General features: G+C 67.0%; 15 protein-coding genes. 10 read left to right on the top strand and 5 right to left on the bottom strand.

The annotated features are described in order from the left end of the window. Window positions 1–80 precede the first annotated feature (80 nt). Window positions 81–977 carry a response regulator gene (locus SFB74_RS19095; protein WP_432725818.1) on the bottom strand — a complete coding sequence of 299 codons (897 nt, stop codon included), beginning with the start codon at window positions 975–977 and terminating at the stop codon, window positions 81–83. Then, entirely contained in the window at window positions 955–4,356 is a 3,402-nt protein-coding gene (locus SFB74_RS19090; protein WP_432725817.1) for a hybrid sensor histidine kinase/response regulator, read from the bottom strand. Before SFB74_RS19090 ends, SFB74_RS19095 begins: the two co-directional genes overlap by 23 nt. A gap of 245 nt (window positions 4,357–4,601) precedes the next feature. Here SFB74_RS19090 and urtA point away from each other — a divergent pair, with 245 nt between their 5' ends. The 8 genes from urtA (at window position 4,602) to SFB74_RS19050 (ending at window position 11,673) form a co-directional block, all read left to right on the top strand. After that, window positions 4,602–5,867, top strand: coding sequence for an urea ABC transporter substrate-binding protein (urtA, locus tag SFB74_RS19085; protein WP_432725815.1), 1,266 nt, complete (start codon window positions 4,602–4,604; stop codon window positions 5,865–5,867). An 81-nt stretch (window positions 5,868–5,948) separates the two neighbouring features. Beyond that, the gene (urtB, locus tag SFB74_RS19080; RefSeq protein ID WP_432725814.1) at window positions 5,949–6,863 is read left to right on the top strand and encodes an urea ABC transporter permease subunit UrtB; all 915 of its coding nucleotides are present in this window, start codon (window positions 5,949–5,951) and stop codon (window positions 6,861–6,863) included. 28 nt (window positions 6,864–6,891) lie between these two features. Next, a complete protein-coding gene (urtC, locus tag SFB74_RS19075) occupies window positions 6,892–8,085 on the top strand; it encodes an urea ABC transporter permease subunit UrtC (protein ID WP_432725813.1) in 1,194 nt (397 codons plus the stop codon). A gap of 15 nt (window positions 8,086–8,100) precedes the next feature. Beyond that, window positions 8,101–8,844: an urea ABC transporter ATP-binding protein UrtD gene (gene urtD, locus SFB74_RS19070; RefSeq protein ID WP_432725812.1), complete on the top strand. Its 744-nt coding sequence runs from the start codon at window positions 8,101–8,103 to the stop codon at window positions 8,842–8,844. A gap of 1 nt (window position 8,845) precedes the next feature. Next, window positions 8,846–9,547 (top strand): urea ABC transporter ATP-binding subunit UrtE, encoded by a 702-nt coding sequence (gene urtE, locus SFB74_RS19065; protein WP_432725811.1) that lies wholly within the window; start codon window positions 8,846–8,848, stop codon window positions 9,545–9,547. A gap of 27 nt (window positions 9,548–9,574) precedes the next feature. Continuing rightward, on the top strand, window positions 9,575–10,807 hold the full coding sequence (gene fmdA / locus SFB74_RS19060) for a formamidase (protein ID WP_432725810.1): 1,233 nt from the start codon (window positions 9,575–9,577) through the stop codon (window positions 10,805–10,807). A 14-nt stretch (window positions 10,808–10,821) separates the two neighbouring features. Continuing rightward, window positions 10,822–11,163, top strand: a complete 342-nt coding sequence (locus tag SFB74_RS19055; RefSeq protein WP_432725809.1) for a zinc ribbon domain-containing protein — start codon at window positions 10,822–10,824, stop codon at window positions 11,161–11,163. 159 nt (window positions 11,164–11,322) lie between these two features. Further along, entirely contained in the window at window positions 11,323–11,673 is a 351-nt protein-coding gene (locus SFB74_RS19050; RefSeq protein ID WP_432725808.1) for an alpha/beta hydrolase, read from the top strand. Between the two features lie 109 nt (window positions 11,674–11,782). Here the strand turns inward: SFB74_RS19050 and SFB74_RS19045 are convergent, their stop codons facing one another. From SFB74_RS19045 to SFB74_RS19035, 3 genes are read right to left on the bottom strand one after another with little or no spacing between them, the layout of a single operon-like run. Next, complete coding sequence (locus tag SFB74_RS19045; RefSeq protein WP_432725807.1) at window positions 11,783–12,469, bottom strand: RraA family protein; 687 nt, start codon at window positions 12,467–12,469, stop codon at window positions 11,783–11,785. A 14-nt stretch (window positions 12,470–12,483) separates the two neighbouring features. Beyond that, on the bottom strand, window positions 12,484–13,470 hold the full coding sequence (locus tag SFB74_RS19040) for a Bug family tripartite tricarboxylate transporter substrate binding protein (protein WP_432725806.1): 987 nt from the start codon (window positions 13,468–13,470) through the stop codon (window positions 12,484–12,486). After that, window positions 13,467–14,705, bottom strand: a complete 1,239-nt coding sequence (locus tag SFB74_RS19035) for a pyridoxal phosphate-dependent aminotransferase (protein WP_432725805.1) — start codon at window positions 14,703–14,705, stop codon at window positions 13,467–13,469. Before SFB74_RS19035 ends, SFB74_RS19040 begins: the two co-directional genes overlap by 4 nt. Before the next feature lie 102 nt (window positions 14,706–14,807). Here SFB74_RS19035 and SFB74_RS19030 point away from each other — a divergent pair, with 102 nt between their 5' ends. Further along, window positions 14,808–15,815, top strand: a complete 1,008-nt coding sequence (locus tag SFB74_RS19030; RefSeq protein WP_432725804.1) for a LysR family transcriptional regulator — start codon at window positions 14,808–14,810, stop codon at window positions 15,813–15,815. 52 nt (window positions 15,816–15,867) lie between these two features. Further along, window positions 15,868–17,163 (top strand): aspartate carbamoyltransferase, encoded by a 1,296-nt coding sequence (locus tag SFB74_RS19025; RefSeq protein ID WP_432725803.1) that lies wholly within the window; start codon window positions 15,868–15,870, stop codon window positions 17,161–17,163. Window positions 17,164–17,171 lie beyond the last annotated feature (8 nt).

Below are 17,171 nucleotides of genomic sequence, written 5' to 3'. Positions count from 1 at the left end.
GTTGGCACGCCCATTCTGGGCGCATCCGTCGCGCCGGTGCGCTATAGCCCAGTGCCGTTGGGGCAGTTACCCCATGGGGGTTACATACCGCTCGCAAGCGCCGCGGCCGCCGCCCGCGTCTCCACGCCCAGCTTCTCGAAGATGTGCTCCAGGTGCTTGTTCACCGTGCGCGGGCTGGTGCCCAGGATCTCGCCGATGTCGCGGTTCGTCTTGCCCTTGGCGAGCCAGGACAGCACCTCGGTCTCGCGCGGCGTGAGGGCCGCGTCGGCCAGCCGTGCGGCAGGGCCGTCGCGCTGGATGGCGAAGAGCAGCATCGTCTCGCCGAGTGCCGCCGCGCCCAGATTGCGCACCGACAGCCGCATGCCCGTGGCCGTGCCGACCGCAACCGCCGCGCCCGGCGAGAGCGCCGCTTCGAGCGATGCCGGCAGCAGGCCCGGCGCCACCGGCTCTTCCAGCGCATGCAGCCACAGCGCGGCCTGCGGCGAGCGCCACGCGACGCGCCCGCGCGTGTCGACGAACACCACGCCCATGCCCGCCACGTCCACCGCGTCGCGGGCCATGCGGGTGATGCGCGCGTTGCGTGCGTGCGTGTGCAGCCGGGCCAGAACCTCCTGCGCGCGGATCGGCTTCACCACGTAGTCGACGCCGCCGCACTCGAAGCCCTCGACAACGTGCGAGGTTTCCGAAAGTCCGGTCATGAACAGCACCGGAATGTGCGCGAGCGCCGGGTCGGCCTTGATGCGCCTGCAGGTCTCGAAGCCCGAGAGGCCAGGCATCAGGCCGTCGAGCAATATCGCGTCGGGCACCACCAGTTCGAGCCGCTGCAGCGCGGCCTCGCCGTCGGCCGCCACCAGCACGGTGTAGCCGCTGGCCTCCAGCGTGTCGCACAGCATGCCGAGGCTGCTGGGTGCGTCGTCCACCACCAGCACCACGGGGCGTTCGGCCGAAGGCGATTCAGGGAGCGAGGGTGTCTGCATCTTCTGCCAGTGCGTTGCGGAGTTGGTCGAGTTCGAAGCGCGCGACCATGCCGCGCAGCCAGGTGCAGGTCGAAGCCGCGGCGGGAGAGGCCGCGGCCAGCCGGTCGAGCGCGGTGTGCAGACCGCGCACGTGGCCCATCTGCGCGAGGCGCATGAGTTCGGCGCGGTCGTCTTCCGGAAGGTCGAGTTGGCGGGGGCGCGGCGGCGTGGCCTCGTCGTCGTCGCGCGCCAGCGGCAACGCATCGCCGGCCGCCAGCCATTCGAGGCCCAGGTGGCGCTCCAGCGTGGCGATCAGCTCCGACTCGATCACCGGCTTGCCCACGAAGGCCTGGCAGCCCGCCGCGCGCAGCCGCTCGGCCTGGTTCTCGAACATGTTGGCCGAGACGATGATGATCGGGATGTCGCCGAAGCCCGATGCGCGCACCGACGCCGCCGTCTGCCAGCCGTCCATGTCGTCCATCGTCAGGTCGAGCAGGATGGCCGAGGGCAGCTCCTCGCGCAGGCTGTCCAGGCACTCGGTGCCGCTCGCGGCCTCGCGCACCTCGAAGCCCAGCGGCGCGAGCATGCCCGCGAGCATCTGCCGCTGCACGGGCTGGTCGTCCACCACCAGCAGCGTGCGGCGCTCGCCGAGGTAGCCCGACACCGGCTGCCGCACGGCGCCCGCCTTGCCGGCCTGCGGTCCGGGGTCGGCCACCTCACGCAGGTACACGCGCACGCTGAAGACACTGCCCTGCGACGAGGTCGATGCCAGCTTGAGCTCGCCGCCCATCAGCGAAGTGAGCAGCCCGGTGATGGTCAGGCCCAGCCCCGTGCCCGGCTCGCCGCGCCGGCGGCCCGCCGCGCCGCGTTCGAAGGGCAGGAAGATGCGCTGATGGTCCTGCGGCGCCACGCCGATGCCGGTGTCTGCAACGTCGAAGCGCAGCACCTCGCGCCGCGCGTCCACATGCAGCGTGACGGTGCCGCTGTCGGTGAAGCGCACCGCGTTCGTCAGCAGGTTGATGAGGATCTGCCGCAGCCACTTCGCATCCGCATGCACCCAGGGTGGCAGCCGGCCCGCGTGCGTGTAGACGAAGGCCAGGCCCTTGTTCTCGGCCTGCGGCCGAACCATGTGCACCAGCTGGTCGAGAAAGGCCGGCAGCGCCAGCGGCGCGGGCTCCAGCTGCAGCCGCCCGGCCTCGATGCGCGCCAGGTCGAGCAGGCCGTCGATCAGGCCCAGCATGTGCTCGCCGCTGCGGTGGATGGTCTGCACCGCCTCGCGCGGCGGCTTCACCGAGTCGCCCTTCAGCAGGATCTGCGAATAGCCCAGGATGCTGTTGAGCGGCGTGCGCAGCTCGTGCGTCATGCCGGCGACGTAGCGGGTCTTGGCCTGGTTGGCGGCCTCGGCGGCTTCCTTGGCGGCCTGCAGCGCGGCGTCGGTACGGCGGTGCGCCTCGATCTCCAGCGCCAGCAGGTTGTTGTGGCGGTTCGATTCCTCCTGCGCCATCTGCCGGCTCTCGCTGCCCAGCACCACCCACCACGCGGCCACCGCGGCCACCACCGAGAGCAGCGCGAACACCTTGAGAAAGGCCGTGGCCATGACCGGATCGCTGGTGCCCGCCAGCGCCTCCTGCGCATAGACCACGCCCACCACGGTTGCCAGCAGCGCGATGAGCGACGCAGCCACCAGCAGGTAGTGCGCCACGCGGAAGTTGAGCCGCGCCGACAGGGCGGGCGGTAGTAGCGCCTGCAGCCAGCCGCTCATCTGCTCGGCGGCGCGCGAGTCGGTCTTGCAGCGGTCGTGGCAGCGCGACTCCAGCGTGCAGCACAGCGAGCAGATGGGTGCGCTATAGGCGGGGCAGTGCGCCATGTCCTCCGACTCGAAGCTGTTGTCGCACACCGAGCACTTCACGGCCTGGCCCGGCTTCCAGCGCTCGATGTCGTTGCGCGCGAGGTAGTAGCGCCCGCGCGTGCGCCACGCGAGCACCGGCGACAGCACCATCGCCGTCGCGAGCGCGATGAAGGGCGAGAAGGCCTTTGCCCAGTGCCCCAGCGCGCCCGAGTAGGCGAGCATGGCCAGCGCCGCCGCCACCAGCATCGAGACCAGCCCCACCGGGTTGATGTCGTACAGGTGCGCGCGCTTGAACTCGATGGTGCGCGGGCTCCAGCCCAGCGGCTTGTTGATGACCAGGTCGGCCACCAGCGCGCCGACCCAGGCGATGGCGATGTTGCTGTAGAAGCCCAGCACGTGCTCCAGCGCGGCGAACACGCCCAGCGCCATCAGCAATATCGCGATCACCACGTTGAACACCAGCCACACGACGCGCCCCGGATGGCTGTGCGTGAGCCGCGCGAAGAAGTTCGACCACGCGAGCGAACCCGCGTAGGCGTTCGTCAGGTTGATCTTCATCTGCGACACCAGCACGAACAGCACCGTGATGCCCAGCACCCAGGCCGGATCGCGCAGCACGTACGAGAAGCCCGTGAGGTACATCTGCGTAGGCTCGATCGCATGGTTGCCCGGAATCTCGTGCTGCAGCGCCAGGAAGGCCAGGAACGCGCCGCCCATCATCTTCAGCATGCCCGGCACGATCCAGCCCGGCCCCGCGACCAGCACGGCCGTCCACCAGCGCACGCGGTTGGCGGCCGTCTTCTCGGGCAGGAAGCGCAGGTAGTCGACCTGTTCGCCGATCTGCACCACCAGCGAGAAGGCCACGGTGGCGGCGGCGCCGAACATCAGCGGGTCGAAGCCGCTGCTGTCGGAAGTGCGGCCGACCAGCCCGGTGAAGTCGGCGTACAGCTCGGGCTTCTTCACCAGCACCGCGATGAAGGGGCAGACGAACAGCACGATCCAGATCGGCTGCGTCCACAGTTGCAGCCCCGAGATGAGCGTGATGCCCCGCGCCACCAGCGGAATGATGACGATCGACGACACCATGTACAGCAGCCACAGCGGCCAGTCGAGGTACATCTGCAGCGCCAGCGCGAGGATGGCCGCCTCCAGCGCGAAGAAGATGAAGGTGAAGCTCGCGTAGATCAGCGATGTGAGCGTGGAGCCCAGGTAGCCGAAGCCCGCGCCGCGCGTGAGCAGGTCCATGTCCACGCCGTGGCGCGCCGCGTAGTACGAGATCGGCAGGCCCGTGAGGAAGGTGATGAGCCCGACCACGAGGATGGCCCACAGCGCGTTCGAGAAGCCGTAGCTCAGCGCGATGGCACCGCCGATGGCCTCCAGCGCCAGGAAGGAGGTCGCGCCGAAGGCCGCGTTGGCCACGCGGAACTCCGACCACTTGCGGAAGCTGCGCGGCGTGTAGCGCAGCGCGTAGTCCTCCAGCGTCTCGTTCGCGACCCAGGCGTTGTAGTCGCGGCGGATGCGAAAGATCTTCTGTCCGGAGACGGATTGCATGGCGGGTTCTCGCGGCGGCGGCAGTGGCATGTCACAGGTACAGCAAGAAGCGCTCCCTGCGGCCCTTGCCCCTGTGCCTGGCTCGCGAGTCTGCGGGCAGGGCTGCCCATCGCCGCTACGTTGAATGACGTATTCGCGCAAACCCTGGTGATTTCTAAAGTTCCAGCCATGGTGCTCGGGGCACCGTCCGATGCACTGCGATGGTGCGCGGCCTTCCTTTCCAACAACCTGCCTGGAGTTTCCTGATGTCGCGTGATTCCGATCTTTCCCTCGATGCCCTGGCATTGCGCCGCCGCCGCCTGCTGCAGGGCGCCGCCGCGCTGCCCGTGATGGGCCTGAGCGGCCTGAGCTTCGGCCAGGGCCAGTTCCCCACGGCCAAGGTCAACACCACAAAGCTCGCCGTGACCGACACCGAGGTGACGGTGGGCCAGCTGCACTCGTCCACCGGCACCATGGCCATCTCGGAGACCGGCTCCATCCAGGCCGAGCAACTCGCCATCGACCAGATCAACGCGATGGGAGGCATCCTGGGCCGCAAGATCAAGGTCATCAAGGAAGACGGCGCCTCCGATTGGCCGACCTTCGCCGAGAAGTCGAAGAAGCTGCTGGTCAACGACAAGGTCGCGGCCGTCTTCGGCTGCTGGACCAGCGCCTCGCGCAAGGCCGTGCTGCCGGTGTTCGAGAAGGAGAACGGCCTGCTGTACTACCCGACCTTCTACGAAGGCCTGGAGCAGAGCAAGAACGTGATCTACACCGGCCAGGAGGCCACGCAGCAGATCATCTGGGGCCTGGACTGGGGTGCGAAGGAGAAGAAGGCCAAGACCTTCTTCCTGGTGGGCTCCGACTACATCTGGCCGCGTACCTCGATGAAGATCGCGCGCAAGCACATCGAGAACTTCCAGAAGGGCTCGGTCAAGGGCGAGGAGTACTACCCGCTGGGCCACACCAACTTCAACTCGCTGATCAACAAGATCAAGGTGGCCAAGCCCGACTGCATCTTCGCGGCGGTGGTGGGCGGCTCGAACGTGGCCTTCTACAAGCAGCTGAAGGCCGCGGGCATCACCGGTGACAAGCAGTTCCTGCTGACGCTGGCCGTGACGGAAGACGAGATGACCGGCGTGGGCGGCGAGAACTTCGCGGGCTTCTACTCGTCGATGAAGTACTTCCAGACGCTGGACAACGCGAACAACAAGAAGTTCGTGGAAGCCTTCAAGGCCAAGTACGGCAAGGACGCCGTCATCGGCGACGTGACGCAGGCGGGCTACCTCGGCCCCTGGCTGTGGAAGGCAGCGGTGGAGAAGGCCGGCAGCTTCGACGTCGACAAGGTCGTGGCCGCATCGCCGGGCATCGAACTGAAGACGGCGCCCGAGGGCTACGTGAAGCTCGACGCCAACCACCACCTGTGGAGCAAGGCGCGTATCGGGCAAGGGCAGCTGGATGGGACGTTCAAGGTGGTGGCCGAATCGGCGGAGCTGATCAAGCCGGATCCGTTCCCGAAGGGCTATCAGTAAGTAAGCAGGCCGTCGGCCCTCACCCCGACCCTCTCCCGCAGGCGGGAGAGGGAGCAACTCCAACTCTCCGGAACTTCCGCCATGACTCTGTCGGACATGCTGAACATCGGCCTCATGCAGGGCTTCGCAGGGCTGAGCCTCTTCGCGGTGCTGCTGCTGATGGGGCTGGGCCTGGCGATCATCTTCGGCCAGATGGGCGTGATCAACATGGCGCATGGCGAGTTCATGACCATCGGCGCCTACTCGATCTACCTGGCCGCGCGCGTCACCGAAAGCCTCGCGCCCGAGTTCATGCCGTACTACTTCCCGATCGCCATCGGGCTGGCCTTCGTCTTCGCCTTCATCGTCGGCTGGATCGTGGAGTGGGCGCTGATACGCCATCTCTACAAGCGCCCGCTCGACACGCTGCTCGCCACCTGGGGCGTGAGCCTGGGGCTGCAGCAGATCTTCCGCACCTTCATCGGCCCGAAGGAAGTGAGCCCCACGCTGCCCGAATGGCTCATGGGCTCGTGGACGCCGCACGAGGGCCTGGACATCCCGATCAACGGCCTCTTCGTGCTGGCGCTCACCGCGCTGGTCACGGGCGGCGTGCTGGTCGCGCTGCACAAGAGCCGCTGGGGCCTCAGGGTGCGCGCCACCGTGGCCAACCGCACGATGGCCAACGCCACCGGCATCGACACCAAGAAGACCGACCGCCTGACCTTCGCCATCGGCTGCGGCATCGCCGGCGTGGCGGGCGCGGCCTTCACCACCATCGGCTCGACCGGGCCGACCTCGGGGTCGCTGTACATCGTCGACGCCTTCCTGGTCGTCACCTTCGGCGGCGCGGCCAGCCTCTTCGGCACGGTGGTCTCGGCCTTCGGCATTGCGCAGACGCAGTCGGTCTCCGAGTTCTTCATGACCGGCTCGATGGCCAAGGTGCTGACGCTGTCGCTGATCGTCTTCATCCTGATGCTGCGCCCCCAGGGCCTGTTCGCCGTCAAGGTGCGCCGCTGAATCCGATTCCTTCCTGGAGAACGTTCCGATGAATTTCATCAAGGCCTCGATCCAGCGCTACCAGCTCGGCAGCCTCCTGCTGCTGGTGCTGCTGCTCGCGGTGGTGTTGCCGCTGTCGCTCGACATCTTCCGCCTCAACCTCGTGGGCAAGTACCTCACCTACGCCTTCGTGGCCGTGGGCCTCGTCATGGTGTGGGGCTACGGCGGCGTGCTGAGCCTGGGGCAGGGCGTGTTCTTCGGCATCGGCGGGTATGCGATGGCGATGTTCCTCAAGCTCGAAGCCTCCGACCCGGTGTCGACCAAGATCCAGACCACGCCCGGCATTCCGGACTTCATGGACTGGAACCAGATCACCGAGCTTCCCACGCTGTGGCTGCCCTTCAAGAGCCTGCCGCTGAGCTTGGCGCTGGTGGTGCTGGCGCCGATGGCGCTGGCCTGGCTCGTCAGCTTCGCGATGTTCAAGCGCCGCGTGGGCGGGGTTTATTTCGCGATCATCACGCAGGCGGTGGCGCTGATCTGCACGGTGCTCATCATCGGCCAGCAGGGCTACACCGGCGGCGTGAACGGCATGACCGACCTGAAGACCCTGCTGGGCTGGGACACCCGCACCGACAGCGCCAAGTACGTTCTCTACTACGTCTGCGTCGGCCTGCTGGTGGGCAGCATCCTGCTGTGCCGCTGGATACAGACCAGCAAGCTCGGCACGCTGCTGCTGGCGATGCGCGACAAGGAAGATCGCGTGCGCTTCTCGGGCTACGACGTGTCGAACTTCAAGGTCTTCATCTTCTGCTTGGCCGCGGGGCTTTCGGGCATCGGCGGCGCGATGTTCGCGCTGCAGGTGGGCTTCATGTCGCCGAGCTTCGTGGGCATCGTGCCGTCCATCGAGATGGTGATCTTCTGCGCGGTCGGCGGGCGCATGAGCCTGGTGGGCGCGGTGTACGGCGCGCTGCTGGTGAATGCGGGCAAGACGCTGTTCTCGGAGAGCTTCCCGGACCTGTGGCTGTTCCTGATGGCCGGTCTTTTCATCGGCGTGACGATGGCCTTCCCGATGGGGCTTGCCGGTGTGTGGGAAGAAAAGATCCGCCCTTGGTGGAAGTCGCGCCGCCAGGCGCTGCGCGAAGCCGCCGTGAAGCCGCCCGCGGTTTCCGCGCTCGCGCCGTCCACCGCATCGACCACGCCCGAACCGACGCTGCCCGAAGGCGTCGGCAGCCAGCGCGCCTGACCGGAGCCAGCATCCATGAGCAACACCGACTTCGCGCTCGCCGTGGAAGACCTCACCGTCTCCTTCGATGGCTTCAAGGCCATCGACGACCTGACGCTCTACATCGACCGCAACGAGCTGCGCGTGATCATCGGCCCCAACGGCGCGGGCAAGACCACGCTGCTCGACCTGATCTGCGGCAAGACGCGCGCAAGCGCGGGCAGCATCAAGTTCAGGAACACCGAACTCACGAAGATGGCCGAGCACAAGCGCGTGCGGCTGGGTATAGGTCGCAAGTTCCAGACGCCGTCGATCTACGAGAACCTTTCGGTGTTCCAGAACCTCGAGGTTTCGTTTCCCAAAGGCCGTTCCGTGCTCGGCGCCCTGGCCTTCAAGTGCGACGAAGAGGTCAAAGCCAGGGTGCAGGCCGTCGCCGAGGAAATCGGGCTTGCCGACAGGCTCGATACCGAGGCAGGATTGCTGAGCCACGGCCAGAAGCAGTGGCTGGAGATCGGAATGTTGCTGATGCAGGAGCCAGAACTGTTGATGCTCGACGAACCCATCGCCGGAATGAGCGCGCGTGAACGCGAGCTCACGGCCGACCTGCTCAAGCGCATCTGCCAGAACCGCGCCGTGATCGTCATCGAGCACGACATGGCCTTCGTGAAGCAGATCGCGCACAAGGTCACGGTGATGCACCAGGGAAAGATCCTCGCCGAAGGGCCGATGGAGAAGGTGCAGGCCGATCCGAAGGTCATCGACGTCTACCTGGGGCACTGACATGAGCAACATCAACCTCAAGGTCGAGGACCTTCACGTCGCCTACGGCCAGAGCGAGGCCCTGCACGGCATCTCGTTCGATGGCCATGCCAACGAGACCGTGGCCATCATGGGCCGCAACGGCATGGGCAAGACCACGCTGTTCAAGAGCCTGATGGGCGTGCTGCCGCTCAAGAGCGGGCGCATCGAGGTGGCGGGGCAGGACGTGTCGCGCGACGAGAGCTTCCGCCGCGTGGCCAAGGGCATCGCCTACGTGCCGCAGGGCCGGATGATCTTCCCGACGCTGACGGTGGAAGAGAACATCCAGACCGGCCTGGAGAACTCGAAGACCCGCCGCATTCCCGAGGAAATCTACGCGCTCTTTCCCGTGCTGTGGGACATGAAGAGCCGCAAGGGCGGCAACCTCTCGGGCGGGCAGCAGCAGCAGCTGGCCATTGCGCGCGCGCTCGTCACCGACCCCAAGGTGCTGCTGCTGGACGAGCCCACCGAGGGCATCCAGCCTTCGATCATCAAGGACATCGCCAAGGCGCTCAACGAGATCCGCAAGCTGCGCGGCATCACCATCGTCGTGTCCGAGCAGGTGCTGAGCTTCGCGATGGACGTGGCCGACCGGCTCTTCGTGATCGAGGGTGGACGCCTGGTGCACGAGACCGCGCGCGACAAGACCGACGTCGATCACATCAAGGCTTATCTCTCCGTTTAACCACAACCCAACCAGGAGCCACTGCAAATGACGGACACGCTGATCAAGGTCGACCTGACCAAGCCGCCCACCGAGAACGAGATGATCCACAACCGCTGGCACCCGGACATCCCGATGGCCTGCTGGGTCAACCCGGGCGACGACTTCATCCTGGAGACCTTCGACTGGACCGGCGGCTTCATCAAGAACAACGACAGCGCCGACGACGTGCGCGACATCGACCTGAGTACCGTGCACTACCTCTCGGGCCCGGTGGGCGTGAAGGGCGCGGAGCCCGGCGACCTGCTGGTGGTCGACCTGCTCGACATCGGCGCCAAGCAGGACAGCCTCTGGGGCTTCAACGGCTTCTTCTCGAAGAAGAACGGCGGCGGCTTCCTCACCGACCATTTCCCTGAGGCGCAGAAATCGATCTGGGACTTCAAGGGCATGTTCACCAGCTCGCGCCATGTGCCGGGCGTGAACTTCGCGGGCCTCATCCACCCGGGTCTGATCGGCTGCCTGCCCGACAAGCCCATGCTCGACATGTGGAACGAGCGCGAGAAGGCGCTCATCGCCACCGACCCGGACCGCGTGCCCGGCCTGGCCAACCCGCCCTTCGCGGGCACGGCCCACATGGGCAAGATGACCGGCGAGGCGAGGGCGAAGGCCGCCGCCGAGGGCGCGCGCACCGTGCCTCCGCGCGAGCACGGCGGCAACTGCGACATCAAGGACCTGTCGCGCGGCTCGAAGGTGTTCTTCCCGGTGTATGTCGACGGCGCGGGCCTGAGCGTGGGCGACCTGCACTTCAGCCAGGGCGACGGCGAGATCACCTTCTGCGGCGCCATCGAGATGGCCGGCTGGGTGCACATGAAGGTCAGCCTCATCAAGGGCGGCATGGCCAAGTACGGCATCAAGAACCCGATCTTCAAGCCCAGCCCGATCACGCCGCAGTACAACGACTACCTGATCTTCGAGGGCATCTCGGTGGACGAGAGCGGCAAGCAGCACTACCTCGACGTGAACGTGGCCTACCGCCAGGCCTGCCTGAATGCCATCGAGTACCTGAAGAAGTTCGGCTATTCGGGTGCACAGGCCTATTCGATTTTGGGCACGGCGCCCGTGCAGGGCCACATCAGCGGCGTGGTCGACGTGCCCAACTCGTGCGCCACGCTTTGGCTGCCCACCGGAATCTTCGACTTCGACATCAACCCCAGCGCCGCCGGCCCGGTGAAGATGATCGATGGCAGCGTCAGCATGCCGCTGTCGCACGACCTGCGCTGAAAGGCAGCAGGCCCATGCCTACCTACGACTACGCCTGCGGGCATTGCGGCGGTTTCGAGGCGCTTCGGCCTTCGGGCCTGCGCGACGAGCCGGCCGCGTGCCCCGATTGCGGAAGCGCATCGCCGCGCGTGCTGTCGGCCGCGCCGCGGCTCGCGCTGATGGCCTCGGGCACGCGCCGCGCGATGGAAACCAACGAGCGCGCGCGGCACGAGCCAGCCAGTTCGCGCGACTATGCGCGGCTCAGGCACCCGGCGGGGTGCGGCTGCTGCGGCTCGGGCAAGCGCGGGGCGACGGTGACCGCGCCCAACGGGGCCAAGGCGGCGCCTTCGAGGCGGCCGTGGATGATCAGCCACTGAGGCCGCCTGCTGGGGCCAACCCCCATTGACGGGTTTCTTTTCAAGAGCTTGATTGTTTCAATCCCGTGAACGCCGCGGTTCATTTTGCGAGCGTTTTTCGGGCCTCTTCAGGATCAAACTTCTCCTCACCAACCAACCGTTCACCTGAAGGAGATTGAAATGAATGCCTCGAAGATCCTCGCTGCTGCCGCTCTCTCGCTCCTGGCTGCCGCCGGAGCCCAAGCAGAAACCTACGACGGCGTGCACGTCGTGAATTCGTCGGTGACCCGCGCCGAAGTCGCTCCGCAAGCTGCTGCCGCCGCACGTGCCGGCAACGAGTACAGCGAAGCCTCCGCCGCCGGCGCACAGAGCTTCACCTCGACCGCCAACCGCGCGACCGTGCAGGCCGAAGCCGTCGCGAAGGCGCACGACCCGCTCGCCAGCCTCGACCGCCGCGCGTTCTATCGCGACGAAGTGCCGGCCGCCTACAAGAAGCCCAGCGTGTCGTTCACGCGCCAGGCTGGCCTGTAAGCAGTTCTGGCAAGCCGACAGGGATGTGTCGGTTGCTCTGAAGGGCGAATGAAGAAGGGGCCATCGGCCCCTTTCTTCGCTTGTTCTGCATCGCTGTCGGCACAAAGGCCTACAGCTTCTCGCCTTCCTTGAGAACGCCCGCATTGCGCAGGGCGGAGTCCAGCCACTTGGCGGCCGTGTTGCCCTGCTTGATGGCTTCGATGCGCGCAGCCTCGTCTTCCACCTTCTTCCGCGCCGCCTGGAGAAGCGTTTCCACTTTCTCCCGCTCGACGACGACCACGCCGTCCGCATCGCCGACGACGAGGTCGCCCGGCCGCACGGCCACGCCGCCCACCGACACCGGATGCCCGATGCGCCCCGAGGCCAGCTTGGTCGGTCCGTTCGGATTCGTGCCCACCGAGAAGACCGGGAAGCCCATCTCGTCGATCTCCACGCTGTCGCGCACCGCGCCGTCGATCACCACGCCGGCGATGCCGACCTGGCGGCAGGCGTTCATCATGATCGTGCCCATGAGGGCCGCGCTCTGGTCACCCTTGCCGTCGATCACGAGCACGTCGCCGGGCTTCGCGAGCGCGATGGCGGCGTGGATCATCAGGTTGTCGCCCGGGCGCACTTCCACCGTGAGCGCGCTGCCAGCGAGCTTCATCCGTTGGCGCAGGGCCTGGATGCGGCCGTGCAGGGCGCCTCTGCGGCCGGCCACGTCGGCGAGGATGGCCGGCTGGAAGGCCGAGGCCTCGCGGACGAGATCGGATGAGACGCGCTCGAAGTCGCGAACGATGTCTGGAAGCTGGTTCATGTTCCGGTTCCCGCTCATTCGGCCTTGACGTCCGCGTCCTTCACCACGCGGCCCCACTTGCGCTTGTCGGCCGCCAGGAAAGCGCGGAACTGTTCCGGCGTGCTGCCCACGGGTTCGAGGCCGTCGGCTGCGAGCCGCCTGGAGATCTCGGGCATCGCGAGCACCTTGGCGACTTCGCGCTGGATGCGCTCGACCACGGCCGGGGGCGTGTTCTTCGCGGCGCAGATGCCGGCCCAGGTGACGGGGTCGAAGTCGGGCACGCCGGCTTCCGTCACGGTCGGAATGTCGGGAAAGGCCGCCAGCCGGCGCGGGCTTGCCACCGCCAGCGCACGCAGCTTGCCCGAGCGCGCGTACTGCATCGAGCTCACGGGCTGGTCGAAGATCATCGAGACCTGGCCCGCGATGAGGTCCGTCATGGCCTGGCCCGTGCCCTTGTAGGCCACGTGGACGATGTCGATGCCAGCGCGGCTCTTCAGCATCTCGCCCGCGAGGTGCCCGCCGGTGGCGGTGCCCGAAGAGGCGAAGTTGATCTCGCCCGGCTTCTGCTTCGCATAGGCGATGAGTTCCTTCACGCTCTTCACCGGCAGGCTCGAATTGACCAGCAGCATGTAGGGCGCGTTCACGATCTGCGTGACCGGCACGATGTCCTTCTCGGAGTCGAAGGGCATGCTCTTGAGCACATGCGGCTGGATCGACAGCGTCCCCGTGGTGCACATCAGCAGCGTGTGTCCGTCGGCGGGCGCGGCGAGCATGGCCGACGCGGCGATGTTGCCGCCGGCGCCCGGCCGGTTGTCGATCAGCACCTGTTGCCCGAGCCCTTCGGCCAGCTTCGGCGCGATCAGGCGCGCCACCACGTCGTTGGAGCCACCGGGCGAGAAGCCGACGAGGATCTTCACCGGTTTCGATGGAAAGGCGTCGGCGGCCCATGCGTGGGTGGCGCCAAGCCAGACGGTGCCCGCGGCGAGTGCCGGCAGCAGCTTCAGAAGGGAGCGGAGTTTCATTGCGGTTCCTGGAGTTTCTGGTCGATGGCTTGGCTCGAGAGTTCTTCGCGTGCCCGCGCGATGCGCCGGCAGCCTTCCAGCAGCTGTCCGGTGCCGGCGGCGAAGGAGAGGCGGAAGTGGGTCGGCACGCCGTAGGCGCTGCCTTGAAGCGCGGCCAGGTCCTGCGAGTCGAGCAGGTGCATCACCCAGTCGTCGCTGCTCTCGATCACGGTGCCCTTGCGGTTGCGCAGACCGAAGAGCGCGCTGCACGAAGCGAAGATGTAGAACGCCCCGTCGGGCACGTCGCAGCGGATGCCGTCGATGGCATTGAGCGTCGCGACCACCGTGTCGCGCCGCTTCTGGTATTCGCGCCGGTTGGTGGCGATGGTGTCTTGCGGTCCGGTGAGCGCCGCGATGGCCGCGGCCTGCGCGATCGAGTTCGGGCCGGAGGTGCTTTGCGACTGGAGCTTGACCATCGCCTTGATCAGCGCCGAAGGCCCCGCGCCGTAGCCGATGCGCCAGCCGGTCATCGCATAGGCCTTCGACACGCCGTTCACCGTCAGCGTGCGGTCCTTGAGATCGGGCGCCGCCTCGGCCATGGTGGCGAATTCGGTGTCGCCGTAGATCAGGTGCTCGTAGATGTCGTCGGTCAGCACCCAGACGTGCGGATGGCGGCGCAGCACCTCGGCCAGCGCCTGGAGTTCGGCGCGCGTGTAGGTCGCGCCGCTCGGGTTGTTCGGCGAGTTGAGCATCAGCCAGCGCGTGCGGGGGGTGATGGCGCGCTCGAGGTCGGCGGGCTGGAGCTTGAAGCCCGCGGTCGCCGGGCAGTCGGCGAAGACCGGAACGCCACCGGCCAGCAGCGCGATGTCGGGGTAGGACACCCAGTAGGGCGCCGGCACGATGACCTCGTCGCCCGCCGCGACCGTGCACATCAGCGCGTTGAAGATCACCTGCTTGGCGCCGGTGCCGACGATGATCTCGGCCGACGTGTAGGCCAGCCCGTTCTCGGTCAGGAACTTGCCGGCGATGGCTTCCTTGAGTGCCGGCGTGCCGCCCACGTCGGTGTAGCGGGTCTGGCCGTCGGCCATGGCGCGGATGGCGGCCTCCTTGATGTGCCCGGGCGTCTCGAAGTCGGGCTCGCCGGCGGTCAGGCCGAGGATGTCGCGGCCAGCGGCGCGCAGCTCGCGGGCCCGCTGGCCGGCCATGGAGCTCGGGGAGGGTTTGATTCGGTTCAGGCGTGGTGCGATGTGAAGCATGCACGCAGTATCAAATTGCGTGCTTCGCAGGACAAACGAGAAATCGGACCCGCCTGGTATTCCTTTTTTTCCTGGCGACCCATGGGCGTACATTCCGCTGGCATGAACTTCACCTTCAAGCAGCTGGAGGCCTTTCTCTTCAGCGCCAGGCTCCAGAGCTTCAGCGCCGCGGCGGTGAAGCTGCACACCACGCAGTCGGCCATCTCCAAGCGGCTGGCCGAACTGGAGGACTCGCTCGGCGGCCCATTGCTGCATCGCACCTCGCACGGGCTGGAGCTGGCCCACGCGGGCCGTGAGCTGCTGCCGCTCGCGGAAGAGGCCCTGCGCCTGTGGCAGCGCATCGAGCACGACATCAGCGTCGACAAGACCCTGCGCGGCACCTTCCGGGTGGGCGTGACTGAGCTGATCGCGATGACCTGGCTCACGCGCCTGATCCAGCTGATGCAGAAGCTGCATCCCGAAGTGACGCTGGAGCCGGTGGTGGACGCGGGGCTCACGCTCTTCGAGCGGCTGGAAGCCAACAAGCTCGACCTGACCATCATGCCGGGCATCTTCTGGGGGCAGGCCTTCGAGTCGGTGAAAGTGGGGCAGGTCGACCAGGCCTGGATCGCGAGCCCGCGGCTTTCCATTCCCAACCGCGCATTGAAGCCGCACGAGTTCGCCGACTACCCGGTGATCGAGCAGCCCGCCGGCGCCTCGAAGAACAGGTTCTACGAAGCCTGGCGCGCGGAGCACGGCTTCCGCTTCGGCAAGGTCATGCTGACGAACAGCACCACCGTGCTGCGCGAATTGACGATCAGCGGTTTCGGCATCAGCCAGCAGGCGCTGGACTATGTGCGCCCGGACATCCGAAGCGGCCTGCTGCGCATCGTGCGGAGCGATCCGATGCCGCCGCCGCTGGTCTACAGCGCCGTCTACCGGCGTGATAACTCCAGCCCGGCGCTCGCGCGCATCGTCGAACTGGCCGTGAAGACATGCGACTTCACGCTGCGGGCGAGCCAGCATGACGTGGCACCCGCGCCCCCGCCAAGAGGTTCGGGCTCGACCGTGCGGCAGCGTGCGCTGCGCCAGGGCGTCGCCAAGAAGCCCGCGAGGAAGAGTCGCCGCTAGGTTTTCTGCTGGTGCTTTGAAAATATACGCATTGAGTATATATTCGCGGCCCATGAACATGCCGCAACAGGTGCTCCTCCGCGACGCGATGCGTCAACTCAACATGACGCGCGACGCTTTCGCGGAGCGCATCGGCAGCCGAAGAAGGGCGCTCGACGCCTGGCTGCTGCCAGACGAATCCAACGAATTCAGGGCCATGCCCGAGGTCGCGCGGCGCTTCGTGAGCGAAATCCTGGCTTCGGATGGTCGTCGCAGTGAATATACGCAAAGCGCACATGAAGGCGCCTTGCGCAAGTCGATGGCTGTCGAGGGCTCGCTCCACCTGCTGTCGGTCAGCCAGTTCAATCGCGACGCCATCGACGAGCTGTTCCAGCTGGCCGACGTGATGCAGCCCATCGCGCGCCGCCGCAAGGTCAGCCGCGTGCTCGAAGGGGCGGTGCTGGCCAACCTGTTCTTCGAGGCCAGCACGCGCACGCGCGTGAGCTTCGGTGCGGCGTTCTGCCGGCTGGGCGGCTCGGTGTGCGACACCACCGGCTTCACCTTCTCGTCGATGGCCAAGGGCGAGTCGATCTACGACACCAGCCGCGTCATCAGCGGATACGTCGATGCCATCGTGGTGCGGCATCCGGAGCAGGGCTCGGTGGCGGAGTTCGCGCGCGCCACCAATGTGCCCGTCATCAACGGCGGCGACGGGCCGGGCGAGCACCCGAGCCAGGCGCTGCTCGACCTGTACACCATCCAGCGCGAGTTCTCGCGGCTGGGCAAGCTGGTCGACGGCGCGCACATCGCGATGGTCGGCGACCTGAAGTACGGGCGCACGGTGCACTCGCTCATCAAGCTGCTGGCGCTGTACAAGGGCCTGAAGTTCACGCTGATCTCGCCGCCTTCGCTGGCCATGCCCGCGGAGATCGTCGAAGCCGTGAGTCGCAACGGCCACGTGGTCGAGATCGCCGCCACGCCGGCGCAGGGGCTGGCCGGCGCGGACATCATCTACGCCACCCGCATCCAGAAGGAGCGTTTCGCGAACGACGAGGTGTTGGAAGGCTTCGACAACGCCTTCGAGATCAACCGAGCGCTCGTCGAGTCGGCCTGCAAGCCCGAGGTGGTGGTGATGCACCCGTTGCCGCGCGACAGCCGCCCCGGCTCGCACGACCTCAGCGTCGACCTCAACAACGACCCGCGCCTGGCCATCTTCCGCCAGACCGACAACGGCATTCCGGTGCGCATGGCGATCTTCGCCACGCTGCTGGGCGTGGACAAGCTGGTGAGCCGCTCGATGCGCGATGCCGCGTGGACGCCGCCCTCGCACATCGGGCCCGACGACAGCGTCTTCCACGGCCTCGACTGAGGAGGCCG

It is taken from the genome of Variovorax xiamenensis (assembly GCF_050916385.1).
In the GTDB taxonomy this organism is placed as follows: Bacteria; Pseudomonadota; Gammaproteobacteria; order Burkholderiales; family Burkholderiaceae_C; genus Variovorax.
This window is presented reverse-complemented; position numbering and strand designations above follow the sequence as displayed.

What these genes read in the sequence shown, in the direction of transcription:
- urtE (WP_432725811.1), top strand. Translation starts at nt 8,846, where the DNA reads ATGAGCAACATCAACCTCAAGGTCGAGGACCTTCACGTCGCCTACGGC.
- urtD (WP_432725812.1), top strand. Translation starts at nt 8,101, where the DNA reads ATGAGCAACACCGACTTCGCGCTCGCCGTGGAAGACCTCACCGTCTCC.
- urtB (WP_432725814.1), top strand. Translation starts at nt 5,949, where the DNA reads ATGACTCTGTCGGACATGCTGAACATCGGCCTCATGCAGGGCTTCGCA.
- SFB74_RS19045 (WP_432725807.1), bottom strand. Translation starts at nt 12,469, where the DNA reads ATGAACCAGCTTCCAGACATCGTTCGCGACTTCGAGCGCGTCTCATCC.
- SFB74_RS19025 (WP_432725803.1), top strand. Translation starts at nt 15,868, where the DNA reads ATGAACATGCCGCAACAGGTGCTCCTCCGCGACGCGATGCGTCAACTC.
- SFB74_RS19095 (WP_432725818.1), bottom strand. Translation starts at nt 977, where the DNA reads ATGCAGACACCCTCGCTCCCTGAATCGCCTTCGGCCGAACGCCCCGTG.
- fmdA (WP_432725810.1), top strand. Translation starts at nt 9,575, where the DNA reads ATGACGGACACGCTGATCAAGGTCGACCTGACCAAGCCGCCCACCGAG.
- SFB74_RS19040 (WP_432725806.1), bottom strand. Translation starts at nt 13,470, where the DNA reads ATGAAACTCCGCTCCCTTCTGAAGCTGCTGCCGGCACTCGCCGCGGGC.
- SFB74_RS19050 (WP_432725808.1), top strand. Translation starts at nt 11,323, where the DNA reads ATGAATGCCTCGAAGATCCTCGCTGCTGCCGCTCTCTCGCTCCTGGCT.
- SFB74_RS19090 (WP_432725817.1), bottom strand. Translation starts at nt 4,356, where the DNA reads ATGCAATCCGTCTCCGGACAGAAGATCTTTCGCATCCGCCGCGACTAC.
- SFB74_RS19055 (WP_432725809.1), top strand. Translation starts at nt 10,822, where the DNA reads ATGCCTACCTACGACTACGCCTGCGGGCATTGCGGCGGTTTCGAGGCG.
- SFB74_RS19035 (WP_432725805.1), bottom strand. Translation starts at nt 14,705, where the DNA reads ATGCTTCACATCGCACCACGCCTGAACCGAATCAAACCCTCCCCGAGC.
- SFB74_RS19030 (WP_432725804.1), top strand. Translation starts at nt 14,808, where the DNA reads ATGAACTTCACCTTCAAGCAGCTGGAGGCCTTTCTCTTCAGCGCCAGG.
- urtC (WP_432725813.1), top strand. Translation starts at nt 6,892, where the DNA reads ATGAATTTCATCAAGGCCTCGATCCAGCGCTACCAGCTCGGCAGCCTC.
- urtA (WP_432725815.1), top strand. Translation starts at nt 4,602, where the DNA reads ATGTCGCGTGATTCCGATCTTTCCCTCGATGCCCTGGCATTGCGCCGC.